This is a genomic window from Agrococcus sp. BE272, assembly GCF_031457935.1.
GTDB classification, from domain to species: Bacteria; Actinomycetota; Actinomycetes; order Actinomycetales; family Microbacteriaceae; genus Agrococcus; species Agrococcus sediminis.
This window is the reverse complement of the sequence record NZ_JAVDXL010000002.1, coordinates 500,510-519,135: the sequence shown is the minus strand read 5'-3', so window position 1 is coordinate 519,135 and position 18,626 is coordinate 500,510. Positions and strand designations below refer to the sequence as shown.

The following is an 18,626-nucleotide window of genomic DNA, read 5'->3' as shown; positions in this document are numbered from 1 at the left end:
GGATCGCCTCACGCTCCGCTGTCCGCCTCCGCGGTGAGGATGCGCTCCACGACCTCGCGGGCGGCCTCGGCGACGTCGGTGTTCACGATGGTCGCGTCGAACTCCGGCTGGCTCGCGAGCTCGACCTTCGCGGTCTCGAGCCGGCGCTCGCGCTCCGACTCGGTCTCGGTGCCGCGGCCGACGAGCCGGCGCACGAGCTCGTCCCACGACGGCGGCGCGAGGAACAGCAGCACCGCATCCGGGAACGACTCGCGCACCTGGCGCGCGCCCTGCAGGTCGATCTCGAGCAGCACCGAGTCGCCGGCGTCGAGCGCAGCCTGCACGCTCGAGCGCGGCGTGCCGTAGCGCGACTGGTTGTGCACCGTCGCCCACTCCAGGAACTCCCGCTCGTCGACCATCCGGTCGAACTCGGCGTCGGAGACGAACGAGTAGTGCACGCCGTCGATCTCGCCGGGGCGCGGTGCGCGCGTCGTGGCGCTCACCGAGTGGCGGATCTGCGGGAAGTGCTCGCGCACGTACTGCGCGACCGTGCCCTTGCCGACCGCGGTCGGACCGGCGAGCACGATGAGACGGGGGCGACGCGAGGGATCCACGTCGGCAAGCCAACCGCGAACGCGCTCGCGCTGCAAACCGCCGAGCCCGCCGAGCCGCTTGCCCTCGGCGATCCCGAGCGTCGCGAGCAGCTGCTCGACGCGCTTCGGACCCATGCCGCGGAGCGCTCCGAGGTACTCCGGCACGCGCAGCCGGCCCTCGGGGCTCTCCGGCTCCTGCCACGCGCGCTCGGCGACGTCGCGCGGGCCGCGCTGGCCGGCGCGCAGCGCGCGCTTCACGGCCGCGCGGGCGCGCCGCGCCTCGACCGCCGCCCTGCCCGCGGCGGCGGGATCCGGCAGCGTCACCGCGGCAGCTCGGCGCGCGCCGCGTCGATCGCCCGGGCCAGGCCGCCCGGGCCCGCGGCGAGGATGCTGCGGCTGGCGCTCGCGAGCACGAGCGCGTCGGGCGGGAAGAGGGCGTCGAGGTCGGCGAGCCGTGCACCCTGCGCCCCGAAGCCGGGTGCGAGCACCGGCGTCGCGGCGATCGCGGCGTCGGTGAGCCCGAAGGCGGCGCGGTCGACGGTCGCGCCGATCACGAGGCCGTGGCCCGCGCCGCGGGCGGCGACCTCCTCGGCGACCGCCTGCGCGACCGTGCGGCCGTCCTCGAGCCGCGCGCGCTGCAGCGCCGCGCCCTCGGGGTTGGAGGTCGCCGCGAGCACGATGAGCCCCTTGCCGGCGCGCTCCGCCGCCTCGAACGCGCCCGTCAGGGCGCCGACGCCGAGGTAGGGGCTCACGGTGAGCGCGTCGGCCTCGAGCGGCGAGCCGGGCTCGAGCCAGGCCGCGGCGTAGCCGAGGTTCGTCGAGCCGATGTCGCCGCGCTTCGCGTCGGCGATCGTGAGCAGCCCCGCCGCGCGCGCGTCGGCGAGCACGCGCTCGAGCGCCGCCATGCCTGCGGCCCCGTGCGCCTCGAAGAGCGCCACCTGGGGCTTGACCACGCCCGCGCGCCCTGCCGCCGCCTCGACGACCGCGCGGCCCATCCGCTCGGCCCCCGACGCATCCGTCGGCAGGCCCCACGACGACAGCAGCGCCGGGTGCGGGTCGATGCCGATGCACAGGGCGCCGTGCTCGGCGACCGCCGCCCGCAGGCGCGCGGCGAGCGTCACGCCGACCGCCGCGCGTGGTACTCCTGCAGGCTCGTCACCTCGAAGGGCTCGCGCGCGGCCTCGATGGCCGCGACCGCCGCGCCCAGCTGCGACACCGTCGTGAACAGCGCCTTGTCGCCCGCCACCGTCGCGGCGCGGATCTCGTAGCCGTCGGCGCGGGCGGCGCCGCCGGTCGGCGTGTTGATGATGATGTCGACCTCGCCGGCGTCGATCAGGTCGACGATCGACGGCTCGTCGCCCGCCTCCGAGTGCTTGCGCACCGTCTGCACGCGGATGCCGTTGCGCGCGAGCACCTCTGCGGTGCCCGTCGTGGCGATGATCGTGAAGCCGAGCTGCTGCAGCCGGTGCATCGGCAGCACCGCCTGCCGCTTGTCGCGGTCGGAGAGCGAGACGAAGACCGTGCCGGAGGTCGGCAGCCCGCCGTACGCGGCGGCCTGGCTCTTCGCGAACGCGGTCGGGAAGTCGCGGTCGATGCCCATCACCTCGCCCGTCGAGCGCATCTCCGGGCCGAGCAGCGAGTCGACCATGCGGCCGTCGGCGGTGCGGAACCGGCGGAAGGGCAGCACGGCCTCCTTCACCGCCACCGGCGCGTCGATCGGCAGGATCGTGCCGTCCTGCTCGGGCAGCATGCCCTCGGCCCGCAGCTCGGCGATCGTCGCGCCGGCGAGCACGCGCGCGTTGGCCTTCGCGATCGGCGTGCCGAGCGCCTTCGCCACGAACGGCACCGTGCGGCTCGCGCGCGGGTTCGCCTCGATGACGTGCAGCACGCCGGTCGCATAGGCGAACTGCACGTTGATCGGCCCGCGCACGTCGAGGCCCTCGGCGATGCGCAGCGTGGCATCGCGGATCTCGAGCAGCTGCGCCCGGCCGAGGCCGACCGGCGGCAGCGTGCACGACGAGTCGCCCGAGTGGATGCCCGCCTCCTCGATGTGCTCGAGGATGCCGCCGACGTAGAGCTCCTCGCCGTCGTAGATCGCGTCGACGTCGATCTCCACGGCGTCGTCGAGGAAGTGGTCGACGAGCAGCGGCGCATCCGGCCCGACGATGCCGTGGGCGGCGATGCGGTCGAAGTAGCCGTGCAGGCTCGGGGTGTCGTAGACGATCTCCATGCCGCGCCCGCCGAGCACGAACGAGGGGCGCACGAGCACCGGGTAGCCGATGCGCTCGGCGATCTCGACCGCCTGCGCCTCGGTCGTGGCGGTGCCGTTCCGCGGCGCGACGAGGCCGGCCGCGTCGAGGATGCGCTGGAAGCGCCCGCGCTCCTCGGCCGCGTCGATCGCGTCGGGCGTGGTGCCGAGGATCGGCACGCCCGCGGCCTCGAGGCCCCGCGCGAGGCCGAGCGGCGTCTGCCCGCCGAGCTGCACGATGACCCCGACGAGCTCGCCCGCGCCGCGCTCGGCGTGGACGATCTCGAGCACGTCCTCGAGCGTGAGCGGCTCGAAGTAGAGCCGGTCGCTCGTGTCGTAGTCGGTCGAGACGGTCTCGGGGTTGCAGTTGACCATGATCGTCTCGAAGCCGGCGTCGGCGAGCGCGAAGGACGCGTGCACGCACGAGTAGTCGAACTCGATGCCCTGGCCGATGCGGTTCGGGCCGGAGCCGAGGATGATCACCTTGCGGCGGTCGGAGGGCACGACCTCCGTCTCGAGGTCGTAGCTCGAGTAGTGGTACGGCGTGACCGCCGGGAACTCCCCCGCGCACGTGTCGACCGTCTTGTAGACGGGGCGGAGGCCCATCGCCCAGCGCGCCTCGCGCACCTCGGCCTCCTCGAGGCCGCGCAGCTGCGCGATCTGCGCGTCCGAGAAGCCGTGCTCCTTCGCCAGCCGCAGCCGGCGCTCGTCGAGATCGCCCTCGCGCACCTCGTCGGCGACCTCGTTGATGAGCACCATCTGGTCGAGGAACCACGGGTCGATGCCCGTCGCCTCGTGCGCCTGCTCGACCGTCGCGCCGGCGCGCAGCGCCTGCTGCAGCGTGACGATGCGGCCGTCGGTGGGGATGCTCGCGGTCTCGAGCAGCGCCGCCGCGTCGCCGGGCTCGCCCTCCCAGTGGAACGAGGATCCCTTCTTCTCGAGCGACCGGAGCGCCTTCTGCAGCGCCTGCGCGTAGGTGCGGCCCATGGCCATCGCCTCGCCGACCGACTTCATGGTCGTCGTGAGCGTCGCATCCGCCGCCGGGAACTTCTCGAAGTTGAAGCGGGGCACCTTCACCACGACGTAGTCGAGCGCGGGCTCGAACGAGGCGGGCGTGACGCGCGTGATGTCGTTCTGGATCTCGTCGAGTCGGTAGCCGAGCGCGAGCTTCGCCGCGATCTTGGCGATCGGGAAGCCGGTCGCCTTCGACGCGAGCGCCGAGGAGCGCGAGACGCGCGGGTTCATCTCGATGACGATGACGCGGCCGGTGGCCGGGTCGACGGCGAACTGGATGTTGCAGCCGCCGGTGTCGACGCCGACGCGGCGGATGATGTCGATGCCGATGTCGCGCAGCCGCTGGTACTCGCGGTCGGTGAGGGTGAGCGCGGGCGCGACCGTGATCGAGTCGCCCGTGTGCACGCCGACGGCGTCGACGTTCTCGATCGAGCAGACGACCACCGTGTTGTCGGCCGTGTCGCGCATGAGCTCGAGCTCGTACTCCTTCCACCCGAGGATCGACTCCTCGAGCAGCACCTCGCCGATCGTCGACGAGTGGATGCCGTCGCCGACGAAGCGGCGCAGCTCGGCCTCGTCGTGCGCGAAGCCCGAGCCCAGGCCGCCCATCGTGAACGAGGGGCGGACGACGACCGGGTAGCCGTACTCCTCGGCGAACGCGAGCGCGTCGTCGACCGACTTCGCGATGGCGCTCGAGGCGACGTCGGCGCCCGAGTCGAGCACGAGCTGCTTGAACAGCATGCGGTCCTCGCCGCGCTGGATCGCGTCGACCTTCGCGCCGATGAGCTCGACGCCGTGGCGGGCGAGGATGCCCTGCTCGTGGAGCGCGATCGCCGCGTTGAGCGCCGTCTGGCCGCCGAGCGTCGGCAGGATCGCGTCGGGGCGCTCCTTGATGATGATCGTCTCGATCACCTCGGGCGTGATCGGCTCGATGTAGGTCGCGTCGGCGAAGTCGGGATCGGTCATGATCGTCGCCGGGTTGGAGTTGACGAGGATGACGCGCACGCCCTCCTCGCGCAGCACGCGGCAGGCCTGCGTGCCGGAGTAGTCGAACTCGGCGGCCTGCCCGATGACGATCGGGCCGGAGCCGATGACGAGGACGGAGCGGATGTCGTCGCGCTTGGGCATCAGGCGTCCTTCTGCTCGGAGTGGGTGGCGGTCGCGGCGCGGTGCTCGAGCACGAGCTCGCGGAACCGCGAGAAGAGGTGGCGGGCGTCGTTCGGGCCCGCGGCCGACTCGGGGTGGTACTGCACGCTGAAGGCGGGGATGTCGAGCGCGCGCAGGCCCTCGACCACCTCGTCGTTGAGCGACCAGTGGCTCACCTCGACGCGGCCGAAGCCCGCCGGGCTCGCGAGCTCCTCGTGGAGCGGCGCGTCGACCGCGAAGCCGTGGTTCTGGCTCGTGATCTCGACGCGGCCGGTCGCCTTGTCGACCACCGGCTGGTTGATGCCGCGGTGGCCGAAGGGCAGCTTGTAGGTGCCGAAGCCGAGCGCGCGCCCGAGCAGCTGGTTGCCGAAGCAGATGCCGAAGAACGGCAGGTCCTCCCGCAGCAGCCCCTGCAGCAGCTCGACCTGGCTGTCGCTCGCGGCGGGGTCGCCGGGGCCGTTCGAGTAGAACGCGGCGATCGGCTCGTGGGCGAGCACCTCCTCGAGCGTGGCGCTCTGCGGCAGCACGACGAGGTCGAAGCCCTGCTCCTGCAGGAAGCGGAGGGTGGATGCCTTGACGCCGAGGTCGAGCACGGCGAGCGTGCCGATCGGGTCGCCGGTCGCGGGCAGCCGGTAAGCCTCCGGCGTCGTCACGACGTCGGCGAGGCTGCGGCCGGCCATCTGCGGGCTCTCGCGCACGGCCGCGAGCATCGTGGCGTCGTCGGCGAGCGCGTCGCCCGAGAAGACGCCCGCGCGCATCGAGCCGGCGTCGCGGAGGCGGCGGGTGATCGCGCGGGTGTCGACGCCGGCGATGCCGACGATGCCGTCGCGCTCGAGCTGCGCGTCGAGGCTGCCCTCGGCGCGCCAGTTCGAGACGGTGCGGCTCGCGGCGCGCACGGCGTAGCCGGCGGGCCACATGCGGCGCGACTCGGCGTCCTCGGCGTTCACGCCGGTGTTGCCGATGTGCGGCGCGGTCTGCACGACGATCTGGCCCGCGTACGACGGGTCGGTGAGCGTCTCCTGGTAGCCGGTCATGCCGGTCGCGAAGACGGCCTCGCCGAGCGCGACGCCGGTCGCGCCGTAGGCGGTGCCGCGGTGGATCGTGCCGTCCTCGAGGACGAGGGCCGCGGGAGCGGGTGCGGTCATGGGGTGGCTCCTTCCCCGGTTGCCTGCTGGGTGGACTGGGTCTGCTGGGTGCGCGGGGCGGTCGGCGTCGCGGGCGAGGCCTTCGCGGCGAGCGCGTGCAGCGCTGCGAAGGCCGCGCTGTCGTCGCCGATGACGCGGAGGTAGGTGTCGACGTCGGCGCCGAGCGCGTGGGCGATGACGATGATGCCGCCGGGCTCGACGACGCGGTCGATGGTCCAGGTGGCGCGCTCGACGGCGCGGATGCGGTCGGCGGGGATGCGCATCTCGGTGCGGTCGGCGAGCAGCTGCACGCCGGCGGCGTCGATCGCGAGGCGCGTGCGGCCGCGGAAGCCGAGTCCGTGGGCGAGGATGCGCTGGTACGGGTCGCCGGCGCGCGTCGTGGCCACGTAGAGCGCGTCGACGACGAGCCGCGGCGCGGCGTCGATCCAGCCGGCCGGCGCCTCGATGTCGCGCTGGCGGCGCCGGTGGGCGAGCACGCCGAGCACGGCGGCGATCGCGAGCAGCGCGACGAACGCGGCGCTCAGCAGCGCGAAGAGCTCCTTCGTCATGCGGACCCGCCCGTCACGACCTCGCCGTCGGCGACCGTCCGGCGGCCGCCGTGCCACACGTGCAGCACGCGGCCGGGCAGCTCGACGCCGAGGAACGGCGAGTTCGCCGACCGGCCCTTGAGGCTCGACGCCTCGACGACGGCGCGGGCGCCGGGGTCGACGAGCACGACGTGCGCGGGCGAGCCGATCTCGAGCGGCGCGTCGTAGCCGGGCTCCCGGCCGATCGCGGCGGGCGCGGTCGACATGACACGGGCGACGCCGGCCCAGTCGAGCAGGCCGGTCTCGACCATCGACTGCTGCACCACCCCGAGCGCCGTCTCGAGCCCGACCATGCCGAAGGCGGCATCTGCGAACGCCGTCTGCTTGGCCTCGGGCGCGTGCGGCGCGTGGTCGGTGGCGACGATGTCGATCGTGCCGTCGGCGAGGGCCTCGCGCAGCGCCTGCACGTCGCGGTCGGCGCGCAGCGGCGGGTTGACCTTGAAGCGGCCGTCGTAGCCGCGCACGAGCTCCTCGGTGAGCAGCAGGTGGTGCGGCGTGACCTCGGCGGTGATGGCGATGCCGCGCGCCTTCGCCTGGCGCACGACCTCGACCGTCTCGACCGTGGAGACGTGGCAGACGTGGAGGCGGGCGCCGGCGGCCTCGGCGAGCATCGCGTCGCGCGCGACGATCGACGCCTCGGCGACCGAGGGCCAGCCGGTGAGCCCGAGCTCGGCGGCGAGCGGGCTCTCGTGCATGACGGCGCCGCGGGTGAGCGCGGGGTCCTGCGCGTGCTGGGCGATCACCGCGTCGAGCGCGGCGGCGTGCTCGAGCGCGCGCCGCATGAGCTCGGCGTCGGCGACGCAGTGGCCGTCGTCGCTGAAGACGGTGACGCGCGCGGCGCTGCCGGCGAGCATGCCGAGGTCGGCGAGCCGCTCCCCCGCGAGGCCGACCGAGACGGCGCCGATCGGCCGCACCGCGGCGAGGCCCGCCTCGAGCCCGAGGCGGTGCACCTGCTCCACGACCGCGGGCGTGTCGGCGACCGGGCTCGTGTTCGCCATCGCGAACACGCACGTGTAGCCGCCCGCGGCCGCGGCGCGCACGCCGGTGGCGACGGTCTCGGCCTGCTCGCCGCCGGGCTGGCGCAGGTGGGTATGCAGGTCGACGAGCCCCGGCAGGGCGACGAGGCCGGATGCGTCGATCGTCTCGGCCGCGTCGCGGTCGACGGTCGCCGGGTCGACGAGCGCGCCGCCCTCGATGGCGAGGTCGCGGACCTCGCCGCCGAGCACTCGGGCGCCGGTGAGCAGCGTGGTCATCGGGTGCCTCCGTCGACGGAAGATGGGTGGTCGGATGCGAGGAGCGAGTAGAGCACGGCCATGCGCACGGAGACGCCGGCGGTGACCTGCTCGAGGATGGTGGAGGCGTCGCTGTCGGCGGCGCGGCTCGAGAGCTCGAGCCCGCGGTTCATCGGGCCCGGGTGCATGATGTGCGCGTCGCCGAGGCGCGCGAGGCGCTCGTCGGTCAGCGACCAGCCGGTGATGTACTCCCCCGCGCTCGGCGTGATGCGACCGGCCTGCCGCTCGAGCTGCACGCGCAGCAGCATGAGCGCGTCGGGCCGCTCGGCGATGACGCGGTCGAGGCTCGTCTCGGCGCGCACGCCCAGCCGCGTGCCGTCGGCGGCGGCGACGGGCAGCAGCGAGGGCGGGCCGACGAGCGTGACCTCGGCGCCGAGTGCCGGCAGCAGCAGCGCGTTGGAGCGGGCGACGCGGGAGTGGGCGATGTCGCCGACGATCGCGATGCGCACGCCGTCGAGGCCGAGGCCGCGGGCGGCTCCGCCGTGGATGCGGCGGCGCAGCGCGAAGGCGTCGAGCAGCGCCTGCGTGGGGTGCTCGTGCGTGCCGTCGCCCGCGTTGACCACGGGGCGGCCGATCCAGTCGGCGAGCTGCGCGGGCGCGCCCGAGGAGCCGGAGCGCACCACGACGCCGTCGACGCCCATCGCCGCGATCGTGAGGCCGGTGTCGCGCAGCGACTCCCCCTTCGAGACGCTCGAGCCCTTGCCGGAGACGTTGATCACGTCGGCCGAGAGCCACTTGCCGGCGATCTCGAACGACGAGCGCGTGCGGGTGGAGTCCTCGAAGAACAGGTTCACGACGGTGCGGCCGCGCAGCGCCGGCAGCTTCTTCACCTCGCGGTCCTGGATCTGGTGCATGTCCTCGGCGAGGTCGAGCAGCGCGACCGCCTCGTCGCGCGGCATCGCGGCCGTCAGCAGGTGCTTCATGCGGCACCGCCCTCGATGGTCACGGCGTCGCGGCCGTCGACCTCGTCGAGCAGGATCGAGACGTGCTCGCTGCGCGCGCTCGGCAGGTTCTTGCCGACCGAGTCGGCGCGGATAGGCAGCTCGCGGTGGCCGCGGTCGACGAGCACCGCGAGCCGCACGGCGCGCGGCCGGCCGAGGTCGGCGAGCGCGTCGAGCGCCGCGCGGATCGTGCGCCCGGAGTAGAGCACGTCGTCGACGAGCACGACGACGCGGTCGTCGATGCCGGCGCCGGGGATGCGCGTGGGGTGGGATGCGCGCGTGGGCGTCGCGCGCAGGTCGTCCCGGTGCATCGTGACGTCGAGGGCGCCGACGCGACCGGAGAAGTCGTCACCGGTGATCTCGGCGAGCCGGTCGGCGAGGCGCTGCGCGAGGTGCGCGCCGCGGGTGGGGATGCCCAGCAGCACGAGGCCGTCGGGGCCGTGGTTCGCCTCGAGGATCTCGTGGGCGATGCGCGTGAGGGCCCTGGCGATCTCGTCGGGTCCGAGCACGGTGCGCGCTGAAGTCATGCTGACTCCCTTCTCCGCCTCACAGGACGGGCTTCAAGGTTGTCTGATGCCTCCACCCTACCGGGTCGGCGATGCGCGCCCGGCTCCCGTCACACGCAGGGCGCCCATTCGAGCACCGCACCGCGCAGCGACGGGAAGCCGCCGAGCAGCACGACCGGCGGCGCTCCGAGCCTCACGTGCTCCGCCTGCACCTCGGGCACGACGCACGACGCGCCGGTGAGGTAGAGCGGCACCCGCTGGGCGCCGGCGACGGCGCTCGCGGCGAGCGCATCCGGGAACCGCTCGCCGCTCGCGAGGTACATCCGGCCGGGCGTGGCGCCGAACGCGGCGTTCACGAGAGCGGCCGTCTGGTAGCGGTTGGCGCCGGCGATCCGCTCGACGGTGCGGGTGGCGCGCAGCGAGTCGACGAGCGCCTCCGAGACCGACGGCTCGCCGCCGATCACGGTCACGCGCCTGACGCCGAGCCGCTGCATGACCGCGAGCCCGGAGGCGTGCACGGACCCGCTCATGCCGTCGACGAGCAGCACGGGCGCGCCGCGGAGCGCCGCGACGGGTCCGGCCGCGAGCGCGTCGGGGAAGTTGCGGCCGGTGGCGATGAACGCGTTGGACGTCGAGCCAGCGGGGAAGGCGAACTGCGCGATCATCGCGCTCGTCTCGAAGCGGTTGGCGCCGCCGAGCCGGGTGACCGGCGCGATGTCCTCGAGCTGCCGCTCGACCGCGGCCGAGACCGACGGGGTCGATCCGACGACGACGATCTGCGTCGGGCGCAGCCGCACGAGCTCGGCCCGCACGGTCGTCGGCAGCGCGTCGCGCTGCGTCAGCAGCAGCGGAGCGCGCAGCCGCGCGGCCGCGGCGCCGGCGCTCAGCGCGTCGGCGAAGCCCTCGCCGCCGGCGATGAAGACGCGCCCCGCGCCGTTCGGGTAGCCGGCGCGCGCGATCTCGGCGGAGGTCGCGTAGCGGTCGTCGCCTGAGATGCGGCTCGTGTCGGCGACCGTGCTCGGCGTGCGGGTCATCATCGACGCGCCGGTCGCCCAGAGGGCGGTCGCGACGTCGGTGTAGCTGCAGCGGTTGATGCCGATGGGTGCGCCGGTGGCGGTGATGAGGCCGACCGCGCGCACGGTGCCGTCGCCGCGGTGCTGGAAGACGGGGCCGCCGCTGTCGCCGGGCTCGCACACGTAGTCGGGGCTCGCCGACATGGAGCGGTAGACGGCGCAGGCCAGGAAGCCGAAGTCGTAGCAGCCGACCGGCTCGTTCGTGCGGGTCGCGTACCGCTCGCCGTGGCGCACGCCCGAGAAGCCGACCGAGCCGCTGCCGGCGATGACGCCGATGCCCTCGACGGCGACCTCGCGCGAGCCGGTGCAGCCGGCGCCGAGCCACATCGTGGGCGTCGCGAACTGCGTGCGCACGACCATCGAGTCGACGTAGCTCCACTGCAGCTGGTTGTGCGAGATGGTGCCGATGCGCGCGCCGTTGCCGGCGTAGCCGCCGCAGAGCGACGCGGCGAAGCCGTGCGTGACCGACTGGCCGTTGGCGCCGTCGGGCGCGGCGCAGTGGCCGGCGCTCATGATCGCGGGGCTGCCGTCGTCGAGCCGCACGCCGAATCCGCTCGAGCACGCGACGTTGCCGCCCACGAGGATGCCGATGCCGCCGCCGTGGCCGTCGCGGTCGTCGAGGCGCGATGCCGCGGCCTCGTCGGCGACGTCGGCGACCACGTCGACAGGCACGCCGAGGTCGGCGAGGCCCATGGTCTCGAGGAGGCCCGTCTCGGCCCGTGCCGGCTCGTCGCCGGAGGCCGCCGTGGGCAGGCCGTCGAGCTCGCGCGCGGCGGTCGGCGCGATCGCGGATGCGTCGAGGCGGTCGACGCCGAGCCGCAGCGCGGCGCGCTCGTGGTCGATCGCGGCCGACACGATGGCGTCGCCCGAGCCCGTCGCGGCGGCGAGCGCGCGGTCGAAGCCCTCGCACAGGGCGCGGAGGCTGCGGTCCACGGTGCCGACGGCGGTCACGTCGGCGCTCGACACGAGCGCCTGCGCCTCGGCCGGCAGCCCGGCGATCACGGCGGGCACGAGGGCGGCAGCGCTGCCGGCGACCGCCTCGAGCACGTCGATGCCGACGACGTCGCCCTCGGCGTCCTGGCGCAGCTGCGCCGAGGCGAGCGCGTCGGGGTCGGCGGCGAGCAGGGCCTGCTGCAGGCTGCGGAGCGCCGCGGTGCGACCGACCTCCGGCGTGGTCTCCGGGTCGACCGCGACGGGCACGATCGCCGAGCGCGCGAGGCACTGGACGACGGATGCGTCGGGTGCGGCCGCGGGGTCAGCCGTGGGTGCGGCCGAGGCCGTGGTGGGTGCGACGAGGAGGCCGCCGACGAGCGCGAGCGCGCCGACGATCGAGGCGAGGGGACGGAAGGGCACGAGGATCCTCTCGAGGTGCTGGGGACCTCCAGTCTGACACGCAGATGCAGGATCTGCAATCTTGCCGTTTCGTCAGCCGCAGAGCTCGTATCGGGAGACGTCGAGGGCGAGCGTGGGCGTGCCGCCGAGGAGCACGACCCCGGGCCGGCCGAGCCTGGTGTGCTCCGCGGACAGTCCGGCGTGGAGGCACGAGCCGGGCGTGAGGTAGAGCGGAGCCCCGCGCGCTCCGGCCACCGCAGCCGTCGCGAGGGCGTCCGGGAACCGCTCGCCGCTCGCGACGTACATCGCGGGCGGGCGGGCGCCGAACCCGGCGTTCACGCGGATCGCCGTCTGATAGCGGTCGGCGCCGGCGATGCGGCTCACCGTCCGACCGTCCCGCAGCGACGCGGCGACGGCGTCGCTCACCGATGGCGTGCCGCCCACGACGATCACCTCCGTCGTGCCCAGGGTCGAGAGCGCATCGAGCGTGCCCGCTCCCGCGGTGGGCGTCCGGCCGTCGACGAGCAACACGGGCGCGTGGCTGCGGGCGGCAGCGGGCCCCGCCGCCAGTGCGTCCGGGAAGGATCGGCCCGTGGCGACGAACGCGTGGTCCGCTCCCTCGGGGAACGCGTGCGCCGCCAGCAGGGCGCTCGTCTCGTAGCGGTCAGCGCCGCCGATCCGCGTGACGGGCGCGATCGCCGCGAGCTCGGCCTCGACCTCGGCAGACACCGACGGCTCGCCTCCGATCAGCACGATCGCATCCGGCGCGAGCCTGGCGAGCTCTCGCCGCACGGAGGACGGCAGCAGGTCTCGCGCGGTGAGCAGCAGCGGCGCGCGCACGTGGGCCGCGGCCGCCCCGGCGCTCAGCGCATCGGCGAAGCGCGATCCGCTGGCGATGTAGACCTGCGCGGCGCCGTCCGGGTAGCCGTGCTGCGCGATGAGGGCTGCGGTCTGGTAGCGGTCGGCGCCTGCGATGCGGGCCGGCGGCGCCATGGTGAGCGAGGCGTGCGTCATGATCGCCGCGCCGCTGAGGTGCAGCGCCGTGCCCATGTCGACCCAGCTGCACCGGTTGATGCCGAGGTCGTAGCCGGAGGCGGTGATGAGACCGAGCGCGATGACGCCGCCGCCGGCACGGTGACGGAACGCGGGCCCGCCGGAGTCGCCGGGCAGGCAGGCGTAGGTCGAGCGCGACGACATCGCGCGCTGCACCGAGCACGCCCAGTAGCCGAAGTCGTAGCAGCCGGTCGGCTCGGAGGTGCGGGTCGCGTACTGCTCGCCCTGCCGCGCGCCCGAGAAGCCGACCTGCTGGCCCGCGCCCACCTGGCCGGCCCCGTGGACCGCCGTCTCGCCGGACCCGGCGCACGCGCTCCCGAGCCACATGGTGGGCCTGGCCGATCCCGTGCGGACCACCATCGAGTCGACCTTGGAGCCGGTCGACAGCAGGTTCTGCGAGACCCGGCCGATGCCTGCACCGCTCCCCCACCCGCACAGCTGGCTCGCGTGGCCGCTGACGACGGATGCGCCGTTCGAGCCGATCGGCGACGGGCAGTGGCCCGCGCTCATCACCGCGGGGGCGCCGTCGGCCGTCCGCACCGCGAAGCCGGTCGTGCAGGCGAGCCCGCCGACGCGGATCGCGTTGCCGCCGCCGTAGCCGTCCGCGTCGTGCAGCCGGCTGACCGGCTCGTCGGCGACGTCCGCGACCATCTCGACCGGCACCCCGAGCCCCGAGAGCCCGAGGGCCGAGAGCAGGTCGGCTGCCGCGGGCTCCGCGCCCTCGCCCGCCGACGCATCCGGAAGCGCCTCGATCGCGCCCGCGCGCGCCGGGGCGGCGCGGAGCGCCCCGGACCGGTCGACGCCGAGGCGCAGCACGGCGCTCCGGTGGTCGACCGCTGCCGAGACGAGGGCGTCGGCAGTCGCCCCGTCCGCACCGACGGCGCGGTCGAGAGCGCCGCACAGCGCGCGGAGCGGCTGGGCTGCGACGCCGATGACGTCGACGTCGTCGTCGGTGACAGCCGAGCGCAGGTGCGACGGCAGGGCGGCGATCTCCTCGGCGACGAGCTCGCCGGCGAAGGGAGTCGCCGCGAGCAGCGCGATGCCCGCGCCCTCGCCGTCGGGGGCGCGGAGCAGGTCGGCTGCGCCGAGCGCATCGGGGTGGCGCGACAGCAGCGCGTGCTGCAGCGTGCGCAGCGCCGCCTCGCGCACCTGCGCGGGCTCCTCCGAGGGCTCGGCGTCGACCGGCACGATGGCCGAGCGCACCAGGCACTCCTCGATGCTGCCGGGCGCCGGCGCAGCCGAGTCGACGGCGACGGCAGGCGAGGAGGGTGCGACCAGCAGCGCGGACGCGAGCGCCACGAGGCCGACGACCGGTGTCAGCACGCGGAACGGTGAGCGGCGCATGGGATCCTCTCGACGGCCCGACATGTCCGCCGGCCGCCCGAGGTCACACTACGACGGCGCCCGGCCTCGCCCGCTCAGCCGCGCTGCGCCGCGATCCGCCCCAGCACGCCGTTGATGAACGCGCCCGAGCGCTCTGTCGAGAGCTCGTTCGCCAGGTGCACCGCCTCCGAGACGACGACGCTCGCGGGCGCCGTCTCGTGCTCGAGCTCCCATGCGCCGACGCGCAGGATCGCGAGGTCGGTGCGCGGCATGCGGTCGATCGGCCAGTGCTCGCTCGAGGAGGCGATCAGCTCGTCGATGCCCGCCTGCTCGTCGGCGACGCCCGCGACGATCTCGCGCGCGAACGCGAACCACGGGTGCTTCGCCCAGCCGAGCCGGGCCGCGGTGTCGCGCAGCACGGCCTCCGGCGACTCGTCGCGCGCCTGCGCCGAGTAGAGCACCTCGACCGCGTGCTTGCGGGCCTTGCGGCGGGAGGGGTAGGTCTCGTCGCCCACGTCAGTCGGTGACGCGGCCGAGGTAGCTGCCGTCGCGGGTGTCGACCTTGACGCGGGTGCCCTGCTCGACGAAGAGCGGCACCTGGATCTCGGCGCCCGTCTCGACCGTCGCGGGCTTCGTGCCCGCGCTCGAGCGGTCGCCCTGCAGGCCGGGCTCCGTGTACGTGATCTCGAGCACGACCGACGCGGGCAGCTCGACCTGCAGCGCCTCGCCCTCGTGCATCGAGATGGCGGCGGTGCCGTTCTCGAGCAGGTACTTCGCGGCGTCGCCGACGGTCGCGGCCGGGATGGGCAGCTGCTCGTACGTGTCGTTGTCCATGAACACGAAGTCCTGGCCGTCGTTGTACAGGAACTGGTAGTCGCGGCGGTCGACGGTCGCGAACTCCATCTTCGTGCCGGCGTTGAAGGTCTTGTCGACGACCTTCTGGCTGCGCACGTTGCGCAGCTTGGTGCGCACGAACGCGCCGCCCTTGCCGGGCTTCACGTGCTGGAACTCGATGACGCTCCAGAGCTGGCCGTCGAGGTTCAGCACCGCGCCGTTCTTGATGTCGTTCGTGGTTGCCATGGGGTTCCGTTCCGTGGGGGTGAGTGGGGCCCTCAGCGGACCGACAGACGATTCTAGCGGGCGGCGATCGCGAGGGCGGCCAGGCGGTAGCCGTCGAGGCCGAAGCCGGCGATGACGCCCGTCGCGACGGCCGACACGACCGACGTGTGGCGGAAGGCTTCGCGCGCGTGCGGGTTCGAGATGTGCACCTCGACGAGCGGCGCGACGCCCTGCAGCTGCGCGCACGCGTCGCGGAGCGCGTAGGAGTAGTGCGTGAACGCGGCGGGGTTCAGGATCACGGGCGTCGCGGTGTCGACGGCCTCGTGGATCCACCCGACGAGCTCGGCTTCGTCGTCCGTCTGCCGCACCTCCGCCTCGACCGGCCGCTCGAGGGTGCCGGCGGCCTCGACGAGCGGTGCGACGTCGGCGAGCGTCGCGGTGCCGTAGACGTCGGGCTCGCGGGTGCCGAGCCGGCCGAGGTTCGGCCCGTTCAGGACGAGGATGCGCATGCGGCCAGTCTGCCGCACGTCAGTCGGCGAGGGACTGGTAGGCCATGAACAGCAGACTGTCGTCGGGGCCCTCGAGGATCCGCGGCTTCGCGACGTCGTCGAGCACGACGAACCGCAGCATCGACCCGCGCGTCTTCTTGTCCTTGCGCATCGTGCCGAGCAGCGTCTGCCAGCGCCCGACCGGGTAGGTGGTCGGGAGCGCGAGGGACTCGAGGATGGCCCGGTGCCGGTCGACCACGGATTCCGGCAGTCGTCCGGCGAGCCGCGAGAGCTCTGCCGCGAACACCATGCCGATGGAGACCGCCGCGCCGTGCCGCCAGCGGTAGCGCTCGGTGTGCTCGATCGCGTGCCCGAGCGTGTGCCCGTAGTTCAGGAACTCGCGCTCGCCGTGCTCGCGGAAGTCGTTCGCCACGACTCGCGCCTTCACCGCGATCGAGCGCGCCACGACCTCCTGGAACTCCGGCGCGGCGGGGTCGGTCGCGGCCTCGAGCGAGCCCTCGAGCAGCTCGAGGATGCGCGGGTCGGCGATGAAGCCGGCCTTCACGATCTCGGCGAACCCGGTGAGCAGCTCGTTGCGCGGCAGCGAGTCGACCAGCTCGAGGTCGGCGACGACGGCGGCCGGGTGGTGGAACGCGCCGACGAGGTTCTTGCCCTGCTCGGTGTTGATGCCGGTCTTGCCGCCGACGGCGGCGTCGACGATGCCGAGCACGCTCGTGGGCGCCTGGAGGACTCGCACGCCGCGCAGCCACGTGGCCGCGACGAAGCCGGCCAGGTCGGTGACGGCGCCGCCGCCGAGGCCCAGCACCGCATCCGTCCTGGTGAACTCGGCCTGGCCGAGGATCTGCCACAGGAACTGCGCGACCTCGATGCGCTTGGCGGCCTCGGCGTCGGGCACCTCCGCGAGGAGCACCTCGATGCCGAGCTCCGACTTCAGGTGGTCGGCGATGCGGCTCATCGCCGGCTGGTGCACCACGAGCAGCCGCTGCGCGTCGCCGAGCGACGCGCGCACCTGCTCGACGAGGATGCCCCGCCCGACGTGCACGTCGTACGGCGCCTCGGTCTCGACGCGGATGGTGGTCATCGGCTCCCCCTCATGTGCGTTCACAGCCCGCGCTCGGCGAGCCAGGCCTCGAGCCGGTCGACGAGCTGGGCCATCGGTGTCCTGGACGTGTCGAGCTCGACGTCGGCGAGCTCGCGGTAGAGCGGCGCGCGCTCCTCGGCGATGCGCCGCCACGCCGCCATGCCGTCGGCGAGCAGCGGGCGTCCGCCGCCGGCGATGCGCCGCTCGGCGGCGCGCTCGTCGACGGTCACGAGCACGACCGTCGCGTGCTCGAGGAGCGCCCGGGTGCCGGCGTCGAGCACGGCGCCGCCGCCGAGCGCCACCACGGCGCCCGGCGTGAGCGCGTGCCGCACGGCCTCGGCCTCCCACCGGCGGAAGGCGGGCTCGCCGTGCTCGGCGAAGATCTCGGGGATCGGGCCGTGCTCGAGCGCGACCAGCCGGTCGGTGTCGACGAAGGTGCGCCCGATCCGGGTCGCGAGCTTGCGCCCGAGCGACGACTTGCCGGCGGCCATCGGCCCGATGAGCACGAGCGGCGGCGTCGTGCCGGCCTCGTCGCCCGGCCGCGGCCCGTCGGCCGTCACGGCGTCGTGCGCAGCTGCTCGGGGATGGCGGCGAGGTAGGCGTCGAGGTTGCGGCGCGTCTCGGCGACCGAGTCGCCGCCGAACTTCTCGACGACCGCGTCGGCGAGCACGAGCGCGACCATCGCCTCGGCGACGACGCCCGCGGCGGGCACCGCGCAGACGTCGCTGCGCTGGTGGTGCGCCTGCGCGGCCTCGCCGGTCGCGACGTCGACGGTGCGCAGGGCCCGCGGCACGGTGGCGATGGGCTTCATCCCCGCGCGCACGCGCAGCACGCCGCCGGTGGACATGCCGCCCTCGATGCCGCCGGCGCGCACGGTCTCGCGCGTGACGCCGTCCTCGCCGACGAGCAGCTCGTCGTGCGCGACGCTCCCGCGCCGCCGGGTGGTCTCGAAGCCGTCGCCGACCTCGACGCCCTTGATGGCCTGGATGCTCATGAGCGCCTGCGCGAGCCGGCCGTCGAGGCGGCGGTCCCAGTGCACGTAGGAGCCGAGGCCCGGCGGCAGCCCGTAGGCGAGCACCTCGACGATGCCGCCGAGCGTGTCGCCCGAGCGCCGGGCGTCCTCGACCTCGGCGAGCATCGCGGCGCTCGTGGCCGGGTGGAGGCAGCGCAGCTCGTCGCCGTCGAGCCGGTCGACGTCGTCGGCGGTCGGCAGCGGCGCGTCGTCCGGTACGCGCACGGGGCCGATCGAGAGGGTGTGGCTGACGAGCCGCACGCCGAGCTCGCCGAGGAACGCGCGCGCGACGGCGCCGAGCGCCACGCGGGCGGCGGTCTCGCGGGCGCTCGCCCGCTCGAGCACGGGGCGCGCCTCATCGAAGCCGTGCTTCTGCATGCCCACGAGGTCGGCGTGGCCGGGCCGGGGCCGGGTCAGCTTCGCGGCGCGCGCGCCCGTGAGCTCGCCCTCGAGCGGCGCGGCGCCCATGACCTCGGTCCACTTCGGCCACTCGGTGTTGCCGATGCGGAGCGCCACGGGGCCGCCCTGCGAGCGACCGTGGCGGATGCCGCCCGAGATCGACAGCTCGTCCTGCTCGAACTTCATGCGCGCGCCGCGGCCCGCGCCGAGCTTGCGCCGCTGCAGGTCGGCCTGGATCTGCTCGGCGGTGATCGGCACCCCTGCGGGGAGCCCCTCGAGGAGGGCGATGAGTTCGGGGCCGTGGGATTCCCCGGCGGTGAGCCAGCGCAGCATG

Annotated in this window: 16 protein-coding genes; all 16 read right to left on the bottom strand. The window is 74.5% G+C overall.

The window, feature by feature from the left end; genetic code table 11:
• Nucleotides 1-8 precede the first annotated feature (8 nt).
• Nucleotides 9-896: a guanylate kinase gene (gene gmk, locus J2X49_RS08915; RefSeq protein WP_146356198.1), complete on the bottom strand. Its 888-nt coding sequence runs from the start codon at nucleotides 894-896 to the stop codon at nucleotides 9-11.
• Nucleotides 893-1,693: an orotidine-5'-phosphate decarboxylase gene (gene pyrF / locus J2X49_RS08910; RefSeq protein ID WP_310125121.1), complete on the bottom strand. Its 801-nt coding sequence runs from the start codon at nucleotides 1,691-1,693 to the stop codon at nucleotides 893-895. The genes gmk and pyrF overlap by 4 nt, the downstream gene beginning before the upstream one ends.
• Entirely contained in the window at nucleotides 1,690-4,962 is a 3,273-nt protein-coding gene (gene carB, locus J2X49_RS08905) for a carbamoyl-phosphate synthase large subunit (protein WP_310125117.1), read from the bottom strand. Before carB ends, pyrF begins: the two co-directional genes overlap by 4 nt.
• A complete protein-coding gene (gene carA, locus J2X49_RS08900; protein WP_310125113.1) occupies nucleotides 4,962-6,125 on the bottom strand; it encodes a glutamine-hydrolyzing carbamoyl-phosphate synthase small subunit in 1,164 nt (387 codons plus the stop codon). Before carA ends, carB begins: the two co-directional genes overlap by 1 nt.
• Nucleotides 6,122-6,673, bottom strand: a complete 552-nt coding sequence (locus J2X49_RS08895) for a hypothetical protein (RefSeq protein WP_310125110.1) — start codon at nucleotides 6,671-6,673, stop codon at nucleotides 6,122-6,124. The genes carA and J2X49_RS08895 overlap by 4 nt, the downstream gene beginning before the upstream one ends.
• Nucleotides 6,670-7,965 carry a dihydroorotase gene (locus J2X49_RS08890; protein ID WP_310125108.1) on the bottom strand — a complete coding sequence of 432 codons (1,296 nt, stop codon included), beginning with the start codon at nucleotides 7,963-7,965 and terminating at the stop codon, nucleotides 6,670-6,672. The genes J2X49_RS08895 and J2X49_RS08890 overlap by 4 nt, the downstream gene beginning before the upstream one ends.
• The gene (locus J2X49_RS08885) at nucleotides 7,962-8,927 is read right to left on the bottom strand and encodes an aspartate carbamoyltransferase catalytic subunit (RefSeq protein ID WP_310125106.1); all 966 of its coding nucleotides are present in this window, start codon (nucleotides 8,925-8,927) and stop codon (nucleotides 7,962-7,964) included. The genes J2X49_RS08890 and J2X49_RS08885 overlap by 4 nt, the downstream gene beginning before the upstream one ends.
• Nucleotides 8,924-9,472 carry a bifunctional pyr operon transcriptional regulator/uracil phosphoribosyltransferase PyrR gene (gene pyrR, locus J2X49_RS08880; protein WP_310125103.1) on the bottom strand — a complete coding sequence of 183 codons (549 nt, stop codon included), beginning with the start codon at nucleotides 9,470-9,472 and terminating at the stop codon, nucleotides 8,924-8,926. The genes J2X49_RS08885 and pyrR overlap by 4 nt, the downstream gene beginning before the upstream one ends.
• 89 nt (nucleotides 9,473-9,561) lie before the next feature.
• A complete protein-coding gene (locus J2X49_RS08875) occupies nucleotides 9,562-11,877 on the bottom strand; it encodes a cell wall-binding repeat-containing protein (protein ID WP_310125101.1) in 2,316 nt (771 codons plus the stop codon).
• 72 nt (nucleotides 11,878-11,949) lie between these two features.
• Nucleotides 11,950-14,253, bottom strand: coding sequence for a cell wall-binding repeat-containing protein (locus J2X49_RS08870; protein WP_310125098.1), 2,304 nt, complete (start codon nucleotides 14,251-14,253; stop codon nucleotides 11,950-11,952).
• Nucleotides 14,254-14,327: 74 nt separating this feature from the next.
• Nucleotides 14,328-14,747: a transcription antitermination factor NusB gene (gene nusB / locus J2X49_RS08865; protein ID WP_128190032.1), complete on the bottom strand. Its 420-nt coding sequence runs from the start codon at nucleotides 14,745-14,747 to the stop codon at nucleotides 14,328-14,330.
• 1 nt (nucleotide 14,748) lies between these two features.
• Complete coding sequence (gene efp / locus J2X49_RS08860; protein WP_128190031.1) at nucleotides 14,749-15,312, bottom strand: elongation factor P; 564 nt, start codon at nucleotides 15,310-15,312, stop codon at nucleotides 14,749-14,751.
• A 53-nt stretch (nucleotides 15,313-15,365) separates the two neighbouring features.
• Nucleotides 15,366-15,800 carry a type II 3-dehydroquinate dehydratase gene (gene aroQ, locus J2X49_RS08855; RefSeq protein ID WP_128190030.1) on the bottom strand — a complete coding sequence of 145 codons (435 nt, stop codon included), beginning with the start codon at nucleotides 15,798-15,800 and terminating at the stop codon, nucleotides 15,366-15,368.
• Nucleotides 15,801-15,819: 19 nt separating this feature from the next.
• Nucleotides 15,820-16,881, bottom strand: coding sequence for a 3-dehydroquinate synthase (gene aroB, locus J2X49_RS08850; RefSeq protein ID WP_310125093.1), 1,062 nt, complete (start codon nucleotides 16,879-16,881; stop codon nucleotides 15,820-15,822).
• Nucleotides 16,882-16,901: 20 nt separating this feature from the next.
• Nucleotides 16,902-17,441 (bottom strand): shikimate kinase, encoded by a 540-nt coding sequence (locus tag J2X49_RS08845; RefSeq protein ID WP_310125090.1) that lies wholly within the window; start codon nucleotides 17,439-17,441, stop codon nucleotides 16,902-16,904.
• Nucleotides 17,438-18,625 (bottom strand): chorismate synthase, encoded by a 1,188-nt coding sequence (gene aroC, locus J2X49_RS08840; protein WP_246991132.1) that lies wholly within the window; start codon nucleotides 18,623-18,625, stop codon nucleotides 17,438-17,440. Before aroC ends, J2X49_RS08845 begins: the two co-directional genes overlap by 4 nt.
• Between the last annotated feature and the right edge of the window lies 1 nt (nucleotide 18,626).

Coding starts and splice junctions, on each gene's coding strand:
- efp (WP_128190031.1), bottom strand. CDS start 15,312: ATGGCAACCACGAACGACATCAAGAACGGCGCGGTGCTGAACCTCGAC.
- pyrR (WP_310125103.1), bottom strand. CDS start 9,472: ATGACTTCAGCGCGCACCGTGCTCGGACCCGACGAGATCGCCAGGGCC.
- aroQ (WP_128190030.1), bottom strand. CDS start 15,800: ATGCGCATCCTCGTCCTGAACGGGCCGAACCTCGGCCGGCTCGGCACC.
- J2X49_RS08895 (WP_310125110.1), bottom strand. CDS start 6,673: ATGACGAAGGAGCTCTTCGCGCTGCTGAGCGCCGCGTTCGTCGCGCTG.
- J2X49_RS08890 (WP_310125108.1), bottom strand. CDS start 7,965: ATGACCACGCTGCTCACCGGCGCCCGAGTGCTCGGCGGCGAGGTCCGC.
- J2X49_RS08885 (WP_310125106.1), bottom strand. CDS start 8,927: ATGAAGCACCTGCTGACGGCCGCGATGCCGCGCGACGAGGCGGTCGCG.
- carA (WP_310125113.1), bottom strand. CDS start 6,125: ATGACCGCACCCGCTCCCGCGGCCCTCGTCCTCGAGGACGGCACGATC.
- aroC (WP_246991132.1), bottom strand. CDS start 18,625: ATGCTGCGCTGGCTCACCGCCGGGGAATCCCACGGCCCCGAACTCATC.
- carB (WP_310125117.1), bottom strand. CDS start 4,962: ATGCCCAAGCGCGACGACATCCGCTCCGTCCTCGTCATCGGCTCCGGC.
- J2X49_RS08870 (WP_310125098.1), bottom strand. CDS start 14,253: ATGCGCCGCTCACCGTTCCGCGTGCTGACACCGGTCGTCGGCCTCGTG.
- aroB (WP_310125093.1), bottom strand. CDS start 16,881: ATGACCACCATCCGCGTCGAGACCGAGGCGCCGTACGACGTGCACGTC.